Consider the following 21819-nt stretch of genomic DNA (forward strand, 5'->3'; position numbering starts at 1 on the left):
AAGCGCAGCGTCGCCGTGCGTGACGGCGATCAACAGGCGGAAAGTGCGTCGAGAATAGGCAGGAATCGCAGCGCGCACACCCCCTCGAAGATAGGGGTATCGCGCGCCTCGTCGCGCGGGGCGATCGTTTTAGCCGATGCCATGCGAGGCCGGCCGCGTCAGCGAAACGCGGAACGCGCCGCCGAAGTCGCAACGCTCGTCATGGCAATGGCCCGGCTTTGCGGGCTCTGGCCGACGCCCGAATCCGGAATCGCGCGCGAGCTTCGTTGCTCATACTTTCGGGTCAGTGCGGATCAGAGCCGCAAGCCCCCTTTTCCGGAACGACCCATGACAACGTCCGAAGCGTGTAGCACCATCAACGGCGCCGAGAGTCTCGTCAGGACGCTGCTGGCCTGCGGCGTCGATACCTGCTTCGCCAATCCGGGAACGAGCGAGATGCATTTCGTCGCGGCGCTGGATCGCATTCCCGCCATGCGTTGCGTGCTCGGCCTGTTCGAAGGCGTCGTGACCGGCGCGGCGGACGGGTATGCGCGCATCGCGGGCAAGCCGGCCGCCACGCTGCTGCACTGCGGTCCGGGCCTCGCGAACGGTCTCGCGAACCTGCACAACGCGCGGCGCGCGCAGACGCCGGTGGTCAACCTCATCGGCGATCAGGCGACGCATCACCGTCAGTACGACGCGCCGCTCACCACCGACGCAGAAGCGTGGGCGCGCCCCGTCTCGGTGTGGACCCGAACCGTCGAACAGGCCGATGCCGTCGGCGCGGCCGCCGCCGCCGCGGTGCAGGCGGCCCGCGCCGCGCCCGGCGGAGTCGCCAGTCTGATCTTGCCGTCGGATGTCTGCTGGGACAGCGGCGGCGTGATTGCCGCGCCGCTCGAACCCGATCGCGCGGCGAGCGTGTCGCCGGACGAGATCGAGCGCATCGCGCGTGTGTTGCGGCAGGATCAGCCGTCGTTGCTGCTGCTCGCCGGCGCGGCGCTCGAAGAACACGCGTTGGCCTGTGCCCATCGCATCGCGGCCGCGACGGGCGCGCAGCTCATGTCGACGACCTTCAACGCACGCGTGCCGCGTGGCCGCGGGCGCTTTCCGATCGAGCGCATGCCCTACTCCGGCGATGCCGCACGCGCCCGGCTCTCGAGCATTCGTCAGGTGGTCCTGGTGGGCACGCCTGCGCCCGCCAACTTCTTCGCCTATCCGGGCAAGCCTGCGCGTCCCTTTCCGGACGATGCGGCGATCCACGTCCTCGCGCGCCCCGAGGACGATCTGCCCGACGCGCTCGCGCGTCTCGCCGACGCGCTGAAGGCGCCGGCCGTGCGCGTTCCCGCGTTCGCTTCGGCCACGCCGCGCGTCGGCACAGGCGCGATAAGTTCTCAGGCCGTGGCGCAAACCTTGAGCGCGTTGATGCCGGAAGAGGCCATCGTCGTCGACGAAAGCGTGAGCTTCGGACACGCCTTCTATCCCGGGACGGTTCACGCCGCGCCGCACGACTGGCTTCAGCTAACGGGCGGCGCCATCGGCGATGGCCTCCCGCTCGCGCTGGGCGCGGCAGTCGCCGCGAAGGGCCGGCGCGTGATTGCGCTTCAGGCGGACGGTTCGGCGATGTATACGCCGCAAGCCCTGTGGAGCATGGCGCGCGAAAAGCTCGACGTCACCGTGGTGCTGCTCGCGAATCGCCGCTACGCCATCCTCCAGCACGAGCTCGCCAGCGTGGGCGCGACGGCGGGCAAGACGGCGATGGACATACTGGACATCGGCAATCCGGATCTCGACTGGGTGAAGATCGCCGGCGGCATGGGCGTGGAAGCGGACCGAGCGAGCGACATGGCGCGCTTCAACGAACTCTTCGCGATGGCCGTGCGACGTCCCGGCCCGTTCCTGATCGAGCTTTGCATTTGAGGCGCGCGAAGTCGCAAAGTGATCAGCCGTTGAACCGCGCGTCCGGACGCACGACTCAGGCCGCTTGCGGCTCGAACGGAAACTGCTCGACTTCGCCGCCCTGCGCGACGACCACGGTGCTCTCCGGAATCTCCTGCCACCATCCGGGCAAATCGGCGAGCGGCTCGGACACGACGAGGAAAGCATCCTCTCCGGCCATCGCGATGCGCGGATCGTCGGGATACAACGCGTGCAAGTGACGGAACGACGTGTTGTGAAAGAGCGAGCGCGACTGCCGCTCGCTCGAATAGCGGACGGCCACGATTTGCTCGCCGTCGGTCGCGCAGACGGTCATGTTCAGCGGGTCGGCTACGCCGTGGCGGCGGGCGGTGTCCTCGACGAATGCCACCATCCGCTTGAGCGCGGTGACAGGCGCATGCGCCAGGCCGAACGTGAGCGCGAGAAAGAACAGCACTTCCGAATCGGTCGATCCTTCGATCGACGGAAACAGCTCGGGCGCGACCGCCACCATCAGATCGCGGCGCAACACCGGGTAGTTGCGCACGAGGCCGTTGTGCACGAAGAGCCACCGGCCGTAACGGAACGGATGACAGTTGGTTTCCTGCGACGGCGTGCCGGTCGCCGCGCGCACGTGCGCGACGAACAGCGGTGCGTGGATGGCGCGCGCGGCTTCGCGCAGGTTGCGATCGCTCCACGCCGGCTGAATGCAACGATAGCGAAAGGGAATGTCGGTCGGATGTCCGTACCATCCGATCCCGAAGCCGTCGCCGTTGGTGGTGGTCTGGCCGAGCCGCGCATGCAGGCTCTGGTCGATGAGCGAATGTTTCGCGTTGAAGAGCACGGTTTCGAGCTGAAGCGGATTGCCCGAATAGGCGAGCCAGCGGCACATGATCTTTCCTGTGGAAGGGGCGTGAGTCGGCGGCCGAAGTCTGCCGCAGCGGGCCGGACGATCAGTTCGAGCCGCGCCGGCAGAATCGACGATACACCGATTGTTCGCGCGCTGCCTTCGCCTGAGGATAGGTGCCGTGCCTGGCACTCAGCCAGACACTCGCGACGGCTTAAGCCCTCCGAAGATTCTCGAAGATCGCCGCGATGCCCTGCCCGCCTCCGATGCACATCGTCACGAGCGCGTAGCGTCCGTTGATGCGCTCCAGTTCGTGAAGCGCCTTGACGGTGATGACCGCGCCCGTCGCGCCGATCGGGTGCCCGAGCGATATGCCCGATCCGTTCGGGTTGACCTTTCGCGCGTCGAGTTCCAGCAGCTTCGTCACCGCGCACGCCTGAGCCGCAAATGCCTCGTTCGATTCGATCACGTCGAGATCGGTCGCGTGCAGACCGGCGCGCTTGAGCGCCGCGCGTGTCGCGGGCACCGGACCGATGCCCATGTACTGCGGATCGACACCCGCGTGCGCATACGAAACGAGACGTGCCAGCGGCCGAATCTCGCGCGCTTTCGCCGTCTGCGCGTCCATCATCAGAATCGCAGCGGCCGCGTCGTTGATTCCGGAGGCGTTGCCCGCCGTCACCGTTCCGCCATCTTTCAGGAACGCGGGACGCAAGCCGGCAAGCTCGCCTTGCCGGAGGTCGTGGCGCACGTGTTCGTCGGTATCGAAGACGGTGCTTTTGCCCTTGACGTGCGTGGCGATTGCAGCGATCTGGCCTGCGAAGCGGCCCTCGGTTATCGCGCGCGCCGCCCGCCGATGCGACTCCAGCGCGAGCGCATCCTGCTGCTCGCGCGTGATGCCGTACTTGCGCGCGACGTTCTCCGCGGTCATGCCCATGTGGATCGAGTGGAACGGGTCGTGCAACGCGCCGAGCATCATGTCGATGAGCCGGCTGTCTCCCATGCGCGCGCCGAAGCGAGCGTCCGTCGCAAGGTAGGGCGCGCGACTCATGTTCTCGGCGCCGCCGCCGATCGCGACGTCGGTATCGCCCAGCGAAATGGCCTGCGCCGCGCAGATGATCGCTTCCAGTCCGGAGCCGCATAGACGGTTGACGGTCATCGCGGGCGTGTGCTCGGCGAGGCCGGCGTCCAGCGCGGCGACACGCGCCAGATACAGGTCTCTAGGCTCGGTAGCGATGACGTTGCCGAACACGACCCGACCCACGTCCTGCGCGGGCAGGCCGGTTTTGGCCAGCACGTTGCGCACGACGTGCGCGCCTAGCGCCGTGGGCGGCTGGTCCTTGAGACTGCCACCAAACTTTCCGATTGCGGTGCGCGCACCGCTGACCACGACGACATCCCTTCGCATTGTTCACTCCTTCGAACTAGAACTGTTCACCCTGCAACGCGGGAACGCCTTCGACGTCGAGCCCGGCGACAACGGCCGCTTCGAGTGCGATCGCTCGCGGCAGCACGTGTGTCGCATAGGCATGCGCCGTGGCGATTCTCGTGTCATGGAAAGCAGGGTCGCTTTCTTGTTTGTCCGTGGCGGCGATCAATGAGCGCGCAAGTTGCCAGCCGCAGAGCACGATGCCCGCCAGCTGCAAGTACGGCACGCTTCCCGCGAACACGGCGTTCGGTTCGCGGCGCGCGTTGTCGACGACGAAGCACACCGAACGCGCAAGCGCGTCGTGGCCCGCGAGAAGATGCGCGTGCATCGACTGGAACGCCGCGCTCGTGTTGAAAGACGCGTGACTCTGTAACGTCACGATGGTTTCTTCGATGCGGGCGAGAAGACGCATCGCCACCGCGCCTTTGTCGCGCAGCGTCTTGCGACCGATCAGGTCGTTCGCCTGAATGGCGGTCGTGCCTTCGTAGATCGGGAGGATGCGCGCGTCGCGGTAGTACTGGGCAGCGCCAGTCTCCTCGATGAAGCCCATGCCGCCATGAACCTGAATGCCGAGGCTCGTCACTTCGAGCGCCATCTCCGTGCTCCACCCCTTCACGATAGGCACCAGAAACTCATAGATCGCCTGGTTCGCTTCACGCACCTTCGCGTCCGCATGTGCGTGAGCCCGGTCGGCATGCGCCGCCGCGACGTAGGCGAGCGAGCGGGCGCCTTCCGTCAGCGCGCGCATCGTCAAGAGCATCCGGCGCACGTCCGGATGCGCGATGATCTGCACCGGCTCGCTCGACGATCCGTCGACGGGGCGGCCCTGCACGCGCTCTTTCGCGTAGGCAACGGCCTTCTGATACGCGCGCTCCGACACGCCGATGCCCTGCACGCCCACGCCGAAGCGAGCCGCGTTCATCATGACGAACATGTATTCGAGGCCACGGTTTTCCTCGCCCACCAGAAAGCCTGTCGCGCCGCCGTGATCGCCGAACTGAAGCACGGCGGTCGGGCTCGCTTTGATGCCGAGCTTGTGTTCGATCGAGACGCACGTCACGTCATTGCGCTCGCCGCAGGAACCATCCGCGTTGACGAGCCGCTTGGGCACGATGAAGAGCGAGATGCCCTTCACGCCTGCCGGCGCCTCGGGCGTGCGGGCAAGCACGAGATGCACGATGTTCTCGGCCATGTCGTGCTCGCCCCACGTAATGAAGGTCTTCGTGCCGAAGATGCGGTACGTGCCGTCGCTCTGCCGCTGCGCCCGCGTGCGCAACAGCGCGAGGTCGGACCCCGCTTGCGGTTCGGTGAGATTCATGGTGCCGGTCCACTGGCCCGAGACGAGCTTGGGCAAGTAGGTCGACTTCTGTTCATCGCTGCCCGCGATAAGCAGCGCTTCGATCGCGCCATCGGTCAGCAGCGGGCACAGCGCGAGCGACAGGTTCGACGCGTTCAGCATCTCGGTGCACGCGGCTGCGATCAGCTTCGGCAGCCCCTGTCCGCCATATTCTTGCGGATGATGCACGCCTTGCCATCCGCCTTCGACGAAGTGGCCGAAGGCTTGCCGAAAGCCCCGAGTCGATTCGACCGCGCCGTCCTTCCATGTGCTCGGATTGCGGTCGCCTTCTGCGTTGAGCGGCGCCCAGACCTCGTTGCACAGCCTCGCGCATTCTTCGAGCACGCCTCGGGCCGTATCGTGATCTGCATCTTCGAAGCCGGGCAAGGTGGCGATATCGTCGAGGCCCGCAAGCTCGGTCATCGTAAAGAGCATCTCGTTCAATGGTGCGGCGTAAGTCATATTCGTTTAGTCCAGGTGTTGCAAAGTGATGTTCGTTAGGACGACTACATGCCGCCAAGCGGCTTTCTCACGGTCAGCTTGTTGGTCACCGACGTCACGCCGGGAACCGCCTTCGCGATGTCCTCGACCTCTTTGATCTGCTGCGCGTCCGTGACCGTGCCGCCGAGCGTCACGGCGCCGTCTTTCGCGATGACGCTGAGATCACCGGCACTGATCTCCTTGTGCTTGCCGATTGCCGCATACACCTTTCTGCGCAGCGCGCGATTCGCCTTTCTGCCGGTTTCGGGCGCTGCGCTGGCGGAAGCCGCCGTCGCTGAGGCGGCCTGTGCGCCGGATGCATTGTTAGTCTGAGACCAGACGCTCGCGGACGTTATTGCGATCAATGACGCCACAGCGACTTGTAGGGCGCGGACATGCTTCATGGGTTTCTCCCGTCGTTTAGGGTGGCGCGTTCAGAACACATGGCGAATGCCGACCATCGCGGCCGTGGTAGAGACGCCCGGCGCCACCGGTGCGCCGTAAATGATCGTCTGGTTCATGGTGCCCTTGTTGTCGACATAACCGACTTGCGCGTACGCCCGGGTTCGGGGAGATACGCTGTATTCGGCTCCCAGTGAGAATTCGCTGGAATGGTTAGCCGAATTGTTCCGGTCCTTCAGGTAGTAGAAACCGGATGTCACCTTGAAACGCGAGTGGAACTGATAGCCGAGACCACCGGATGCCATCTCGAAGTTCACGGTGTTGCTTCTGGACGGGTTCTTGCCGATGCCGTAAGACGCGGAAATCGACACGCCGTCGATGGTGTACATCGCGCCGAAGTAATAGAAGCGGTTGTTGTCCTGTCCGGTCGGCGTGATGGCGGGCGCAGCCGGATAGTTGATGGGATACGGATTGGTGTCGTGTCCGTTGTAGTAGACGGCGGACAGGTTGAGGCCGTAATTCGAATACTTGAGCACGGCCGATTCGCGCGTGCCGCCCTGAAACTGGCCCGCGACGCCGCCCAGCGCGTATTCCAGCGCAAGCGATGCGCCGTAGAATTTCGGCGTCGTGTAGACGAGCGCGTTGCTGTCATACAGCGCGCCGATGGGCGCATTCGTGCTCGTGCCGGGCCAGCCCGCAGCCTGATTCACGCCCAGCCACGCGGTCAGAATGCTGCCGAAGTACTGCGCGCCGCGCACGTCGGTTTCCGCCATCGCGTAGATCATCGGGATGATCTGCCGGCCGGCGTCGAATGTGCCGAACGGCCCCGATGCGCCGATAGTCGCGTACTGGTTGAAGATCGCTGTCGTGCCGGGAGTATCGGGCAGCCCCGTGCGGCCGTTCGCGCTGTTGAACGAGCCTTGCAGCTTGAAGTTGATCTTGTAGCCGCCGCCGAGGTCTTCGCTGCCCTTCAGGCCCCAGAAGCTCGCGTAGATGCCGCCGTCCTTGAGTTGATACACATGCCCCATGTTGCGCGCGGTCGGCAGGAACGTCGCCGCTGACGTGCTTTGATAAAGCAGCCCGCTGTCGAGCACGCCATACAGCGTGACCGACGATTGCGGGTGCGCCGCAGTCGCGAACATCAGCAGCGCCGCGGCGCCGCTCAACTTCAATTTCATTGCGTGTCTCCAACGATGTGCCGCATGCGAGCGGTCTTGTGTGAGTAGTGCCGGAACGAATCTGCGTCGATGCGGGCCGGTGTCAGCCCGGCACGAAGTAGTCCGTGAATTGATCGCGTAGTCGATGTTTAAGGACCTTGCCGGTAGCGCCGTGCGGCACCGAATCGATGAAGACCACCGCGTCCGGCATGCACCACTTGGCCAAGCGTCCGTCGAAGAAACGGAGCAGCTCGTGTTCGGTCACCGCGCTATCCGGCTTCTTCACGACGAGCAGCAACGGCCGCTCGTCCCACTTCGGATGCCTCGCGCCGATGCACACCGCAGTCGTCACGTCCGGGTGCAGACAGGCGATGTTTTCGATCTCGGCCGAGCTGATCCATTCGCCGCCCGATTTGATGACGTCCTTGCTGCGGTCCGTGATCTGCATGAACCCGTCGGGGTCGATCTTCGCGATGTCTCCGGTCGGGAACCAGCCGTCGGATAGCGGCGAGGCATCGTCGCTGCCGAAGTACTGGCGCGTGACCCACGGGCCGCGCACCATGAGATCGCCGGCGCTGCGGCCGTCCCACGGCAGTTCCGACCCTTGTGGACCGACGATCTTCATGTCGATGCCGAACACCGCGCGGCCCTGCTTCGCCTGAAGCGCGTAGCGGTCAGCGTCTGGCAGCGCGACTTGATGCGCCTTGAAGCTGCATACGGTGCCGAGCGGACTCAGTTCGGTCATGCCCCACGCATGCAGCACGTCCACCTGATAACGCTCTTGAAAGGCGGTAGCCATCGCCGTCGGACACGGTGCTCCGCCGATCACCGTGCGTCGCATCGACGAGAAGCTGCCCTTCGTTTCGTCGACATGCGCGAGCAGCCCCTGCCACACGGTCGGCACGCCAGCGGACAGCGTGACCTGCTCGCTTTCGATCAGTTCATAGAGCGACGCGCCGTCGAGGGCGGCCCCGGGGAATACCAGCTTCGCGCCCACCATGCAGGCGATATACGGCAAGCCCCATGCGTTGACGTGGAACATTGGCACCACGGGCAGTATCGAGTCACGCGCCGAGCAATTGAGCGAATCCGGCAGCGCGGCGGCGAAGGTATGCAACAGGGTCGAGCGGTGGCTGTACAGCACGCCTTTCGGATGCCCCGTGGTCCCCGATGTGTAGCAGAGCGACGACGCGCTGTTCTCATCGAGGAGCGGCCAGTCGAATGCGTCGCTGCTTGCGTCGATCAGATCCTCGTAGCACATCAGCATGGTGGACAGACCGTGCGTCTGTGGCATGTGCGCGCGGTCCGTCATCGCGACGAACACCTTCGGACTCTTGACGCGCGACGCGACCGATTCGATGAGCGGCATGAACGTCATGTCGAAGAACACGACGCGGTCTTGCGCATGATCGATGATGTAGGCCAGCTGGTCGATGTGGAGCCGAGGGTTCAGCGTGTGCAACACGGCACCCGAGCCGGAGGCCGCGAAATACAGTTCCATGTGCCGGTAGCCGTTCCACGCCAGCGTGGCCACCCGATCACCCGGCTGAATACCGAGCGCGGCCAGCGCGTTGGCCATGCGGCGCGCGCGTTGCGCGAGATCCCGATACGTGTAGCGGTGAATGTCCCCTTCCACTCGCCGGGACACGATTTCCCGGGCACCGTGATGCCGTTCGGCATGGGTGAGCAGCGAAGCGACCAGCAGCGGTTGCTGCATCATCAAGCCTTGCATGATTCGTTCTCCTGATGGCGCATCACGGCTGACGTTCCGGCGCGCGCTTTCAACGGGTTATGACACTACGCGGCATGCGGTGCAGACTGCCCGCATCCGTTCACACGAGTTCCTGAATGAGACGGTGCGCCATCTTCCATTCGCCGAAGCCCGACGCGGGGTTCAGGTGTCCCACGTCGCCGAGATCGACGAGTCGGCTGCCCCAGTCCTTCGCCATCCCGGACACGCGCTCGAAGCGCGCAAGCGGGTCATTGCGGCTCGCGGCGACGATGCTCGGAAACGGCAGCGTCCCGCGCGGAATCGGAAGCCAGCCGTTTTGCGCCAACGCTTCGAGCGTCGGATAGCCAGCGGGCAGCGGCGTCTCGAGATCGGCCGGGGCGGCCAGCACCGCACCGTGGATCTCGCGCCGGCGATGCTGCGCCCAATGTACGGTGATCATCACGCCCGCGCTATGCGCGACGAGAATCACGGGACCGTCTATCTTCGCGAGCGTTGCATCGAGCGCCGCCACGCGCGCCGCGCAACTGAGCGTGTCGTGTTCGAGCGGCGGCACGCAGGCGGACTTGGGCAATTCTTTTTGCAGCAACGTTTGCCAGTGTTCGGCGACATGACCGCGCAAGCCCGGCACCATGACAACGGTCGGCATCGTAGGTGAATTCATGAAGCGGCCTTTTTGTTATCAATAAGGCTTGTCGCCGATGATTCCCGCGCGCTCCATCTTGCGATGACACGGCGGATAGTCCATGACCGCATAGTGCTGCGTGCTCCGGTTGTCCCAGATGGCCACGCTGTTCTTCTGCCAGCGCCAGCGCACCTGATACTCGGGGATGTATGCCTGACTGATCAGATAGCGCAGCAGGTCGCCTGCGCCCGGATTGGCGTCCTGGCCGAAGCGCACGCGATCGGGCGTGTGATAGTTGGTGAAATGCGTCGTGAAGGCATTCACGAACAGAATCTTCTCTCCGGTCTCGGGGTGCGTGCGCACAACGGGATGTTCGGCATCCGGGAACTGCGCCTTGAGTGCATGGCGCTTTTCCGTCGGCATTGCAGCGCCGAAGCTCGCCTCGATGCTATGACGCGCGCGCAGGTCGGCAATCTGCGTCTTGATGTGCGCGGGCAGGTTCTCGTACGCGAGCGCCATGTTCGCCCACATCGTGTCGCCTCCGACGGGCGGACATTCCACGCAACGAAGCACCGCGCCGAATTGCGGCGCCTCGCGCCACGTTGCGTCCGCGTGCCATGCGTTCTCATACCGGTCGTTCGGCTGATCGGGTGTCTTGTAGATGCGCACGAGCCCGGGATACTCGGGGTCGCTGCCTGCCACCGGATGATCTTCCAGTTCACCGAAGCGGCGCGCAAACGCAACATGCTCGGCGCGCGTGATGTCCTGTTCGCGCAGAAACAGCACGCGATGCTTCAACAGCGCCGCTCTGATCTCGCTGAAGAGTCCGTCGTCGTGAATGCCGTCGGCCAGATCGACGCCGAACAGTTCCGCACCGATTGCACATGTGAGAGGTTCGATTCGCATCATGGCCTCCTTAGATGATGAACACCGATGAACCGGTCGTCTTGCGCGATTCGAGATCGCGGTGAGCTTGCACCGCGTCTTCGAGCGCATAGCGCTGATTCACCTGGATATCGATACGCCCCGCGGCCACATGCGCGAAGAGTTCGGCGGCGAGTTCGTTTTTCTCTGCTTCATCGGCGATGTAATCGGCGAGCGCGGGGCGGGTCAGATAGAGCGAGCCCTTCATCGCGAGTATCTGCGGATTGAAGGGCGGGACCGGACCGGATGCCGTGCCGACACAGACCATGAGGCCGCGGCGCTTCAACGAATTGAGCGACGCGTCGAATGTGTCCTTGCCGACGCTATCGAACACCACGTTCACGCCGACTCCGTCAGTCAGTTCGCGCACTCGCGCCGCGACGTCTTCCCGGCTGTAGTCGATCACGTGATCGCAGCCATGCGCGCGCGCCACTTCGCCCTTCGCTTCCGTCGATACGGTGCCGATCACGGTGAGTCCGAGCAGCTTCGCCCATTGCGACACGATCAGGCCGACACCGCCCGCCGCCGCATGCAGCAGAATCGTGTCGCCGGCCTTGAAGTCGTAGATACGGCGCATCAGGTACGCGCTCGTCAGACCGCGCATGGTCATGCCGGCAGCGGTTTCGAACGAGATCGCAGCGGGCAGTTTGATGAGCGGCGCAGCGGCGATCAAACGCTCCGTGCTATAGGCGCCGAGCGTATTGATGAAGCCTGTGTAGGTCACGCGGTCGCCGGGCGCGACGTTCTCCACGCCCGCGCCGACAGCTTCGACCACGCCCGCGGCTTCGACGCCCATACCCGAAGGCAGCGGCACCGGATAAAGACCACTGCGAAAATAGGTGTCGGCGAAGTTCAGCCCCACGGCCTCATGACGCAAACGGACCTGTCCCGGACCCGGATCGCCTACTGCGACCGTTTCGTAGCGCAAGACTTCGGGACCGCCGGTTTCATGGAAGCGAATCGCTTTAGCCATGTTCAATCTCCTCTCGATTACGTAACTGCTCAATCAATTTGGCCGTCGATGCAGGCGCGTTCAACGCACGGCCTGCTCGCGCAGCGTGTTCAGGCGATCCAGATCACCGGCGTAGTTGCGCTTGCCGATGTAGAACGCAATTCCGGCGACGAGCGGCGCGAACGGCACGAGTTGCAACGCGCCCAGCAAGCCGATCCGGTCGGCGATGACGCCGGTGAGAATCGCGGCGGGCGCGAGGCCCAACAGGTTGTTCGCCAGCGTGAGCGTCGCGAATGCCGATGCGTGGATCGACGGCGGCGTGAGATTGGCGACCATCGCGCCGGCCGGACCGCTTGCGCCTGCGCTCAGGAACATGCCAGCGCCGATCACGATGAGTTGCATGGGCCCGGCCGGCATGCGCAAACCGATAGCGAGCAACGCGGCACATGTCACGCAAAAGGCGATTGCGGCGGCCCACTTGGTTTCTCGCGAATGCTTGCTCAAGCGGTCGGCCAGATTCCCGCACACCACCATGCCGAGGCCGGTCACCAGAACGAATGCGGCTGCGCTCATCGCGGCCTTGCCGACCGGCATGCCGTAATAGCGGTTGAGGAAGCTCGGCATCCATGCCCACATCGCGGCGGGAACGAGCAGATGAATGCCGCTGCCGATATAGGCACACACCACCGACTTCGTGGAGAACAGTCCCTTCAACAAAGCGCGCAGACTGAGGCGCATGCCGACTTCGCGCGGGCCGCGGTTCACGCTCACGCTCGCGGGCTGAAGCGGTGCCAGCCGTTTTTCGGTCACGACGAACCGGTACACGACGACGAGCACGAGACCCAGCGCGGCCATGACGCCGAACGCCGGGCGCCAGCCGAGATGAGCCGCCACCGCGCCACCGAGCGCCATGCCCAGCACCGAGCCGAACGCGCCCCCTGCCATGAACGCGCCGGTCAGCGTCGCGCGTAGCCGTGCCGGGAAGATGCTCAGCACGACCGCGATGCCGACGCTGCCGTAGGCCGCCTCGCCGATACCGACGAATGCACGCGCGACCAGCATCTCGCCATAGTTGGTGGCGAGCGCGCAGCCGAGCGTCGCGAAGCTCCAGATCGCCGCCATCAGAAGAATGCTTTTCACACGCCCCCAACGATCCGCGAGCACCGATAGCGGAAAGGTCAGCACGCCGACCATCAACGCGACCACGCTGCTGAGCGACCCGAGGCGCGTGTCGGTCAACGCCCAGTTCGCCTTGAGTAGCGGGAATACCGCGTTCAGGACCTGCCTCGACATGTAATCGGACAGCAGCAATCCGACCGTCAATGCGAACACGACCCAGGCATAGCCGGGCACGTCCGCTTCCGATACCGCAACATCGCCCGTCGCGGGCTGCGCATGCTGAACAAGCATTGTTTGTCTCCTTCACGTCTGGCTGGTTACCGGTCGTCTTCACTAGCGGCAAGGGTTCGTCGGTGAAGTCGTTCACCGCCTCGCGCATGCACAGCCGCTTACGAAGCTATCTGATTACAACCGCGCCGTCATTGCACGATACGGGAACGGCAAACTACAATTTCGTGCTGAGCGCCATGTTTTTGTGTTTCCGTGCCACTCCGTGAAAACACCGATGAGCGGCGCGGGCGGCAAGCGGCAACGCATACACGCACCGAAGGAAAGCCATGGAGACGATGCTCCGGTCGATCGCGATGAGCGGTTATTTCGAAGTCACGCGGCGGCTCGGCATCAGCGCGGTCGATATGGCGCAGCGCGTCGGCATCGATCCTTCCGCGCTCGCGAATCCGGACAGTCGCGTTTCAGCTGCCGCCTGCTGCCGGCTACTCGAACTGACGGCAGACGCCGCGTCGTGTCCCACGTTTGCATTGCAAATGGCCGAAACGCGGCACAAGTTCGGCACAGGCGTGGTCAACCTGCTGCTCGCCCATAAGCGCACGCTGCGCGAGGTGTTGCTTGCCGCGGCCGAATATCGGCACCTGCTCAACGAAGCGCTCGCGATCTACGTGGAGGACGCCGGCGCGACGGTCACGATCCGCGAGGAACTCGTCGTTGCGCCGGGCACGCCGACCAACCAGGCAATCGAACTCGCACTCGGCGTGCTCGCGCGCCATTCGAGCGCTCTCTTAGGCGCGCACTGGAAACCGCGCACCGTCCATTTCACGCACGCCGGCCCCGCCGACCTCACGTACCACCGACGGTTCTTTGGTTGTCCTATGGAATTTGGAAGCGACTTCAACGGCTTTGTATGCGCCGCAACGGATCTCGACTACCCGAATCCTGCCGCCGACCCGGAGCTCGTCCGCTACGCCGAGAGTCTCGCCGCGCCGCTCAAGCAAGCGCAGGGCGATTCCATCACGCTGGAAGTGCGCAAGGCGATATACCTGCTCTTGCCGCTCGAACAAGGCACGGTCGAACCCGTTGCGCGGCAACTGGGACTGAGCGTGCGCACGATGCAGCGCCAGCTCGAGATGGCGAGCACCAGCTTCTCCGAACTCGTCGATGAAGTGCGCCGCGAACTCGCGGTGCGCTACATGAGCAACCCGCGCTATCCGATAGGACGCGTCGCCGCGCTACTGGGCTATAACCAGCAAGGATCGTTCACGAACTGGTTCACCTCGCGCTTCGGCATGACGCCGCGCGACTGGCGGAGCAGCCGGCGGCGTTGATCGGCGCCGGCTGCTCTATGCGCGGAGTCGATATCGGTACTTCGCGATACCGCGCCGTCAGACGGCCTTGCGCAAGAAGCCCTGCGTGCCGCCGTTGCGGTTGGGCGCGAAACCGTTCGCGACCAAGGTTTCCTCGACCGTGTCATAGAACACGCCGATCTTGTTGATGGCTCGCGCTTCATCGGCGGTGGCGATATCGCGGCCGAATTCGCGCGAGATGCGCACCAGTTGCTCGATCTGTTCGACGGAACTCATCTTTCGCGTGCGCGACTGATTCCACAGGTTGTCTTCGGTGCCACAGCGAACGTGCAGGCCCATGGCAATGCCCATCATGTTGATCGGCAGCACGTTGCGCATCGAGCTTTCCACGGTCAGCACCGCGCCATCGGGCGTCGCGCGCAGGAAGTTCGCGAGGTTATAGATGTTCGGCGCGTCCATGCCGCCACCGATGGCCACCCAGTTCATGACGAGCGGGCCTTTGTACACGCCGCGCCGGATCAATCGCTCGACGGACTCGAAGCTGTTGATGTTGTAGCACTGAAACGCGCTCTGAATGCCCGCCGCGTTGAGGCGGCGAATGTGCTCCTCGGCCCATCCCGGCTGCGCCGGCACGGTCATTTCTTTATATGCGTTATACACTTCGGGGTCCTCCATCGAGGTTCCCTTGACGTCGTCGTCTTCCCAATGCTCGACCACGTTCATTTGCGAGGTGTTGATGGTGACCGTGACCTGATCGGGCTTGGGATCGAGTTCGGCCAGCATATGGCGCGTGTCGTCGCTCAGCCATTTCGCTGCGGCGCCTTCGGATTCCGGCGCGAAGCTGATCGACCCGCCGACCTGGATGATCATGTCGGGCACTGCGTTGCGCACGCCGGCGATGAGTTCGTTGAACTTGGACAGCCGCTTGCTGCCCTTGCCGTCGAGTTCGCGCACGTGCAGATGAAGCACGGTGGCGCCGGCGTTATAGCAATCCACCGCTTTTTGAATCTGCTCGTCCATCGTGACGGGAATGTCTTCCGGGAAGTCGGAAGGCACCCATGCCGGCGCATACGGCGCGGCTGTGATGACGAGGGGCGGCTGATTTTCAGTGTAGAGGGAACCGTCGAGGAAGTTCATGGCGTGGTCTCAAAGGACAGGCTGCAAGCCGGGAAAGGATTGGAGCGTTCGCCGGTGTCGCACGCGGCGAACGAACCCGCGCGACTAAGTTACAGGCTGCCCGAGAATGGGATTTAGGCCGGCGCGCCAAGAATTTAGGCTTCGGTGCCAGTCAGCGTTTACACCGACGTTCACGCATTCTTCGCAAAGACTTCGCCCCGGTCAAACCTTTTCCTTCTGCACGATCGACTCGCGTTCCGGCTGGTCCTTCACCCACCGCCAGAAAAGCTTGTACGCCACCGCGAGCATGACCGGGCCGATAAAGAGTCCGATCACCCCGCCCGTCACCATGCCGCCCAGCGCGCCGATCAGAACCACGGGCATGGGCACTGCCACGCCACGGCCCAGCAGCAGAGGCTTGAGCACGTTATCGGCGAGCCCCGCTATGAAGACGTAGATCGCGAAAGCAATCGTCGCCGCGCTGAAGCCCTCGGTCAGCACGACATAGACGATGACCGGCAGCGTGATGAAGGTCGCGGGAAGCTGCATGATTCCGATGAGCAGCACGGCCAGCGCGAGCAGACCGGCACCGGGAATGTCCATCACGATGAACGCGATGCCGATCAACAACATCTGAATGAACGCGATGCCGACCACGCCCTGCGCGACGGCGCGGATCGTGGCCGTGGACAGATCGGCGATCTGTCGTCCGTTCTCCGGTCCTGAGATCCGCGATGCGATCAACACTGCGCTCTGATAGCCTTTCTCGCCGTGCGCCATGAATATGCCAGCGACGATCAAGGCCAGGAAGAACACGACGAGTCCCGCACCGAGACCGGTAATCGTGCCGAGCACCGCGAGCCCCGCTTGCTTCAACTGAGGCGTGAACTTCTGTGCGAGAACGGTGATATCGGTCGATGCTTGCGCCCAGAAGTCATAGACGTGTCGGCCCACGAACGGCCATGCGGCCACCGATTCGGCCGGCGGCGGAATATGCAGCGTGCCGCTCCGGATGATGGACATCGCGTGGTCCATCGAATTCGCTATTGCCACGCCGAGCAGGTACGTCGGCACCAGAATCACAGCGAACGCGACGAGGATGATGAGCGACGCGATGAGCCCGTTCCTGCCCCCGAGCGGACCGCGAAGCTTGACCTGTAGCGGATACAGCGTGACAGCCAGGATGAGCGCCCAGACCATGAGATTTAGAAATGGCACGAAGACGCGAAAGCAGAAGACGGCGAGAACGGCGACGAGACCTGCGCGAATCAGGACATCGAGTAACTCGCGCGAGAGCGTGCGTTCGGTAACGGGAGTGAGCATTTCGTGCCTCCTCGCGGCTTGCCGCGGAGCGTGACGCACGGCTGACCACGGTTGCCGGGACCATCGACTATGAGCGCGCCGGCTCGCGAACACAGCGCCGGTCCGACAAGATGCGACCACTGATCGCACGACGCGGATACGACGTGCACCCGCAGAGGCGCTGAGAAAAGCGTTCCCCGTCCAAGTCTAGGACGGACAATCCGACTTCTCAAACAAATCCAGTGCAATGCAGCGACGGGACGTGCCACGTTGTAATCGGGAATCGTTTGGCGCGGAGAAAACGGCTTATGACACGCGCATGGCATCCGCAGCACAACTCAACGCGCCGTAGGGACAAGCGAGGGTCGCGCTTCCGGGTCCATGTGCTATAACTTTCCTTGCACCCCGTGTCTCAATTCAACGCTTCGTTAGCCAAACGGTGGAAACCATGATGCAAAGACGAATTCTCGTGACGGCATCTTCCGCCGTCCTGGCGCTGAGTTGCCTCGCACTGACTGGCTGCACCACGAACAGAAACGCGGGCACCGAGCAAGCGGCGGGTGCCGCCGACCAGCGGCGCTCCATCGACGCCGATGTGGACAGCACCATCCAGCGGCTCTATGCCAGCGTACCCGGGTCGCGGGAACTCGTCGGCAAGGCCCGCGGCGTACTCGTGTTTCCGTCGGTACTTCAGGCCGGCCTCGTGGTCGGCGCGCAATACGGCAAGGGCGCGCTTCGCGTAGGCGGCCACACAGTCGGCTACTACAGCACGACTTCGGGCTCGTTCGGCCTGCAGGCCGGCGCGCAATCGAAGGCGCTCATCTTCCTCTTCATGACGCAGGAGGCGCTCGACAACTTCCGCAACTCCAAGGGCTGGTCGGCGGGAGCGGATGCATCGGTGGCGCTTCTCAAGATGGGCGCGAACGGCACGATCGATACCACCACCGCCACCAAACCGGTGAACGCGATCGTATTGACGAACGCCGGCCTGATGGCGGATGCCTCGCTTCAGGGCACGAAAATAAGCCGACTGGACGAATAAGTCCGCGTCGCTTCCTACGAGCATGAGATCGCGCAGCGCCCGCATCAACGGGATGCGCGATCCATCACGCTGCGCGCGTGACGCGCGATCATCAGTTCTTCGTTCGTGGGGATCACCCACGCGCCGACTTTGCTCGTCGCCGTGCTGATGCGTGTTTCTCCGCGCGCGTCGAACGCGGCGAAGCGCGGCGAGCCGAAGAGCCCTTCCGCTTGCCCGCGCGAAACGAGCGCGAGATCGGGGCTTTGCGCGTCGAATGCGCTGAACTTGATGCTCGATGAACCCGCGTTCAGAACCAGAATGACGTCGGCCATCTTTTCACCCCGTCACGTGCAGTTCTTCGCGGCGCTTGGCCGCGACCAGCGAGGCGATCGCGCACGAAGCCAGCCGCGATTGCAGCGAATCGGCGCGACTCGTCAGGATGATCGGCACGCGCGCCCCGAGCACGATGCCCGCCGCATCCGCGCCCGCGAGAAACGACAGGCTTTTCGCGAGCATGTTGCCCGCTTCGAGATCCGGCACGATAAGCACGTTCGCGCGCCCCGCGACCGGCGAGTCGATCTTCTTCGTGTGCGCGGCTTCGAGATCAATGGCATTATCGAGCGCGAGCGGCCCGTCGACGAGCGCACCCGTGATCTGATGCCGGTCCACCATCTTGCAGAGCGCCGCCGCTTCGATGGTGGACGGCACTTTCGGGTTCACCGTTTCCATCGCCGAGAGAATCGCCACGCGCACTTCCTCGAGGCGCAATGCATGGCCCAGATCGATTGCGTTCTGCACGATGTCGACTTTATCCGCGAGCGTCGGCGCGATGTTGATCGCCGCATCGCTGATGATGAGCGCGTTCTGATGCCCCGGGACGTCCATGATGAAGCAGTGGCTCACGCGCCGCGCGGTGCGCAGGCCGCCTTCGCGCTTTACGACCGCCGCCATGACTTCGTCGGTGTGCAGGCTGCCTTTCATGAGCGCTTCGACGCGCGCTTCGCGCACGCTGTCCACCGCCAGCTGCGCGGCCGCGTGGCTGTGCGGCGCGTCGACTAGCGGATAGCGCGAGATGTCGAGCCCGCACTCGCAGGCTATCTCGTGGATACGGTCGCTCGGCCCGAACAGTTGCGGCGCGATCAGCCCCATTTCGGCCGCCTTCACCGCGCCTTCGAGCGACGTCCGGTCGCACGGATGCACGACCGCAGTGGCAAGCGGCGGCAGCGTCGTGCAAATCTCGATCAGCCGTTGATACTTCTCATGCGTATGCTCCATGAATGCCTCCAGCAGGAATTTCAAGGGAGCGCAGGCGCGCTCATGACGTGACCTTTAAGGCGATCCCGATGACGCCCAACGATGCCGCCATGCCGACGGTCAACGCGACTCGCTCGTTGCAACGGTCTCGCGATATCTGGCGACGACATGCTCCAGGTTGTAGAACATGCGTGCCTCGCCCAACGACTCGCCGAGCGGCGAACGTCGCACGCTGTCGAGCACGCTCGGATTCAAGCCCGCGAGCCATAGCACGGTGCCGTTTGCGCTCAGGCGTTGTTCGGCTTCCGCCAGCATCTTGAGGGCGGTGTATTCGAGGTCGAAAACACGGCTCAGATCCAGCACGACGATGTTTGCATCGGATTCCTGAACGATCGGACGAATTTTGTCGGCCACGCGCTGCGCGTTGACGAAGAAGATTCGTCCTTCGGGACGAAGCAGGAGCATGCCGGGAAACGTTTCGTCGTCGGGATGTCGCGCCGATGCCGGCCGGAATACGTTGGTGCCGGGTATGCGCTTGAGCACGTACAGCGGCGGATTCGACACCTGATGCGCGAGCATCAGCAGCGAGACCACGATGGCGACGACAATGCCCGCGAGCGTTCCCAGCAACACGACGCCCACGCATGCAGTGAGCGCCCAGACGAACTCGGTCTTGCGCACTCTCAGGATCGCCCGAAATTCGGCCACGCTGAAAAGGCCGATCGAGTAATACACGACGACTGCGGCAAGCGTTGCGTGCGGCATCAACGCCATCAGCGGCGCGAATATCAGCATGACGGCTAGCGCGATGAGTGCCGTGACGATCTGCGCGCATTGCGTGCGTGCGCCGGCTTGGCGGTTGACGGCGGTCTGGCTCGTGCCGCCTCCAGCTACCATGCCTCCGAAGAGCGCGCTTCCGACATTCGCGATACCTGTCGCGAAGAGTTCGCGGTTGGCGTTGGGTGGCGGCTCGTCGTTGCGCGCGAACGCGCGGCCCGCCGCAATGCTTTCGGTGAAACTCATCAGCGCAATGCCCAGTGCGTGCGGCCACAGCGCAAGCGCAAGCGCCGGGTCCGGCTTCACCCACGAGGGCAGTCCTGCGGGAACCGCGCCCACGGTTTCCACGCCGCGCGAGCGCAAGCCAAAGACGGCGACGGCCGCAATCGCCGCCCCCACGACGATGAGCGGCGCAGGCGCGCGCGGCACGCAGCGCTCCAGCGCGATCAACGCGGCGATGCTGATGAACGCGAGCGCCATCGTGACCGGCGACGCGTGCGGGAGGTTGCCGATCAACGACGCCACGTTGTGAAAGAACGATTCCTTCGGGAAATGAATGCCGAATAGCTTCGGCAACTGATCCACGACGATCACGATGGCCACGCCTGCCTTGAATCCCACGAGCACAGGCTCGGAAATGAAGTCCGCGACGAAGCCCATTCGCAACACGGCCGCCGCCATGAGCATGCCGCCGACGAGAGCGGTCAGCGTGGCGTTCAGGGTCGCGAGCATCTGCGGGTCGCCGGCATTGCTCATCATGCCGAGCGTATCGCCCGCAAGAATCGCCAGCGTGGTGGTCGTGCTGACGCTCAGCACGCGCGACGCGCCCGTGAGCGCGTAGATGAGCATCGGCACGCACGCTGTGTAGAGGCCCACTTGCACGGGCAAGCCTGCGATCGTCGCGTAAGCGAGCGCCTTCGGAATGACGACAGCCGCAGCCGTCGCGCCCGCGATCACGTCGGCATGCGCCCACTGCCTGTCGTAGCGCGACAGCCACTCGGGGATCATCCCGGCGCGGGTGGCGCGAGCGGCGGATGCGCGTTCCGGCATGACGACTCCCTCGGTGGGCGGGCGGTGCGGCGTCGACGGAAACAGGCGTCAGAACCGCTCGGGCACGTACCTGAGCGGATGATCGCTCTCGCGATAGCCCTCCGGCTTCTGCCTTTTCGGCAGCTTCACCTTTTCGCGGGGAAGCACGGTGTAAGGGAAGTTATCGAGCAGGTGACTGATGAGATTGAGTCGCGCGCGCCGCTTGTCGTCCGAACGCACCACGTACCACGGTGCATCGTCGGTATCGGTGGCAGCGAACATGTCGTCACGCGCGCGCGAATAGTCGTACCAGCGGCTATAGGACCGCAGGTCCATCGGCGAGAGTTTCCAGATCTTGCGCTCATCGTGGATGCGCGCTTCGAGGCGGCGGGTCTGCTCTTCTTCGCTCACTTCGAGCCAGTACTTCAGCAGGATCACTCCGGAGTCGATGATCGCGCGCTCGACGAGCGGCACGCCCTTCAAGAAGGTCTGCACTTGCTCGGGCGTGCAGAACCCCATCACGCGCTCCACCCCCGCACGGTTGTACCAGCTACGGTCGAATAGCGCGATTTCGCCTGCGGCGGGAAGGTGCGGGATATACCGCTGAAAGTACATCTGCGTTTTCTCGCGCTCCGTGGGCGCCGGCAGCGCGATCACGCGAAAGATGCGCGGACTCACGCGCTCCGTGAGTGCCTTGATGGTGCCTCCCTTGCCCGCGCCGTCGCGTCCCTCGAACACCACGCATATTTTCGCGCCGGTATGCACGGTCCACTGCTGTAGTCTCACGAGTTCCACATGCAGGCGCGCCAGTTCCTTCTCGTACTGCTTTCCGCTCAGACGATTTCCCGAGCGCGCGCCTTCCGATTCCCCGGCAACCTTGTCTTCCATC

At 64.1% G+C, this 21819-nt stretch carries 19 protein-coding genes; 3 read left to right on the forward strand and 16 right to left on the reverse strand.

Going from position 1 to position 21819, the window contains the following annotated elements:
- Window positions 1-354 precede the first annotated feature (354 nt).
- Window positions 355-1896, forward strand: a complete 1542-nt coding sequence (locus NCR34_RS19625) for an acetolactate synthase large subunit (protein WP_250501036.1) — start codon at window positions 355-357, stop codon at window positions 1894-1896.
- A gap of 55 nt (window positions 1897-1951) precedes the next feature.
- Here NCR34_RS19625 and NCR34_RS19630 read toward each other — a convergent pair whose 3' ends face one another.
- The 10 genes from NCR34_RS19630 to NCR34_RS19675 form a co-directional block, all read right to left on the reverse strand.
- Window positions 1952-2785: a class II glutamine amidotransferase gene (locus NCR34_RS19630; protein ID WP_248324274.1), complete on the reverse strand. Its 834-nt coding sequence runs from the start codon at window positions 2783-2785 to the stop codon at window positions 1952-1954.
- Window positions 2786-2954: 169 nt separating this feature from the next.
- Window positions 2955-4148, reverse strand: coding sequence for an acetyl-CoA C-acyltransferase family protein (locus NCR34_RS19635; protein ID WP_248324275.1), 1194 nt, complete (start codon window positions 4146-4148; stop codon window positions 2955-2957).
- Window positions 4149-4164: 16 nt separating this feature from the next.
- Window positions 4165-5967 carry an acyl-CoA dehydrogenase gene (locus NCR34_RS19640; RefSeq protein WP_248324276.1) on the reverse strand — a complete coding sequence of 601 codons (1803 nt, stop codon included), beginning with the start codon at window positions 5965-5967 and terminating at the stop codon, window positions 4165-4167.
- A 44-nt stretch (window positions 5968-6011) separates the two neighbouring features.
- Window positions 6012-6389: a BON domain-containing protein gene (locus tag NCR34_RS19645; protein WP_248324277.1), complete on the reverse strand. Its 378-nt coding sequence runs from the start codon at window positions 6387-6389 to the stop codon at window positions 6012-6014.
- Window positions 6390-6419: 30 nt separating this feature from the next.
- Window positions 6420-7565 carry a porin gene (locus NCR34_RS19650; RefSeq protein WP_250501008.1) on the reverse strand — a complete coding sequence of 382 codons (1146 nt, stop codon included), beginning with the start codon at window positions 7563-7565 and terminating at the stop codon, window positions 6420-6422.
- An 82-nt stretch (window positions 7566-7647) separates the two neighbouring features.
- The gene (locus NCR34_RS19655; RefSeq protein WP_248324279.1) at window positions 7648-9276 is read right to left on the reverse strand and encodes a 3-(methylthio)propionyl-CoA ligase; all 1629 of its coding nucleotides are present in this window, start codon (window positions 9274-9276) and stop codon (window positions 7648-7650) included.
- Window positions 9277-9376: 100 nt separating this feature from the next.
- A complete protein-coding gene (locus tag NCR34_RS19660; RefSeq protein WP_248324280.1) occupies window positions 9377-9937 on the reverse strand; it encodes an RBBP9/YdeN family alpha/beta hydrolase in 561 nt (186 codons plus the stop codon).
- Between the two features lie 18 nt (window positions 9938-9955).
- A complete protein-coding gene (locus NCR34_RS19665) occupies window positions 9956-10804 on the reverse strand; it encodes a TauD/TfdA dioxygenase family protein (RefSeq protein WP_248324281.1) in 849 nt (282 codons plus the stop codon).
- 10 nt (window positions 10805-10814) lie between these two features.
- Window positions 10815-11795, reverse strand: a complete 981-nt coding sequence (locus NCR34_RS19670; protein WP_248324282.1) for a quinone oxidoreductase family protein — start codon at window positions 11793-11795, stop codon at window positions 10815-10817.
- Window positions 11796-11855: 60 nt separating this feature from the next.
- Window positions 11856-13184, reverse strand: coding sequence for an MFS transporter (locus tag NCR34_RS19675; protein WP_248324283.1), 1329 nt, complete (start codon window positions 13182-13184; stop codon window positions 11856-11858).
- Between the two features lie 266 nt (window positions 13185-13450).
- Here NCR34_RS19675 and NCR34_RS19680 point away from each other — a divergent pair, with 266 nt between their 5' ends.
- Window positions 13451-14452, forward strand: coding sequence for an AraC family transcriptional regulator (locus NCR34_RS19680; protein ID WP_248324284.1), 1002 nt, complete (start codon window positions 13451-13453; stop codon window positions 14450-14452).
- Window positions 14453-14509: 57 nt separating this feature from the next.
- On the opposite strand, the gene NCR34_RS19685 is transcribed toward NCR34_RS19680, so the two are convergent.
- Both NCR34_RS19685 and NCR34_RS19690 read right to left on the reverse strand, forming a co-directional pair.
- Window positions 14510-15568: a beta-keto acid cleavage family enzyme gene (locus tag NCR34_RS19685; protein ID WP_248324285.1), complete on the reverse strand. Its 1059-nt coding sequence runs from the start codon at window positions 15566-15568 to the stop codon at window positions 14510-14512.
- 201 nt (window positions 15569-15769) lie between these two features.
- Window positions 15770-16870, reverse strand: coding sequence for an AI-2E family transporter (locus tag NCR34_RS19690; protein WP_248324286.1), 1101 nt, complete (start codon window positions 16868-16870; stop codon window positions 15770-15772).
- A gap of 430 nt (window positions 16871-17300) precedes the next feature.
- Between NCR34_RS19690 and NCR34_RS19695 the strand changes: the two genes are divergently transcribed.
- On the forward strand, window positions 17301-17891 hold the full coding sequence (locus tag NCR34_RS19695; RefSeq protein ID WP_248324788.1) for a BPSL1445 family SYLF domain-containing lipoprotein: 591 nt from the start codon (window positions 17301-17303) through the stop codon (window positions 17889-17891).
- A 44-nt stretch (window positions 17892-17935) separates the two neighbouring features.
- Here NCR34_RS19695 and NCR34_RS28225 read toward each other — a convergent pair whose 3' ends face one another.
- The 4 genes from NCR34_RS28225 to ppk2 all read right to left on the reverse strand — a co-directional run bounded on the left by NCR34_RS28225 (window position 17936) and on the right by ppk2 (window position 21818).
- Window positions 17936-18202: a hypothetical protein gene (locus NCR34_RS28225; protein ID WP_350029445.1), complete on the reverse strand. Its 267-nt coding sequence runs from the start codon at window positions 18200-18202 to the stop codon at window positions 17936-17938.
- A gap of 4 nt (window positions 18203-18206) precedes the next feature.
- A complete protein-coding gene (locus NCR34_RS19705; protein WP_248324287.1) occupies window positions 18207-19145 on the reverse strand; it encodes a phosphate acetyltransferase in 939 nt (312 codons plus the stop codon).
- 99 nt (window positions 19146-19244) lie between these two features.
- A complete protein-coding gene (locus NCR34_RS19710) occupies window positions 19245-20951 on the reverse strand; it encodes a SulP family inorganic anion transporter (protein ID WP_248324288.1) in 1707 nt (568 codons plus the stop codon).
- 48 nt (window positions 20952-20999) lie between these two features.
- The gene (gene ppk2 / locus NCR34_RS19715) at window positions 21000-21818 is read right to left on the reverse strand and encodes a polyphosphate kinase 2 (protein ID WP_248324289.1); all 819 of its coding nucleotides are present in this window, start codon (window positions 21816-21818) and stop codon (window positions 21000-21002) included.
- Window position 21819 lies beyond the last annotated feature (1 nt).

The sequence above is a fragment of the Caballeronia sp. GAWG1-5s-s genome, from assembly GCF_023631445.1.
In the GTDB taxonomy this organism is placed as follows: Bacteria; Pseudomonadota; Gammaproteobacteria; order Burkholderiales; family Burkholderiaceae; genus Caballeronia.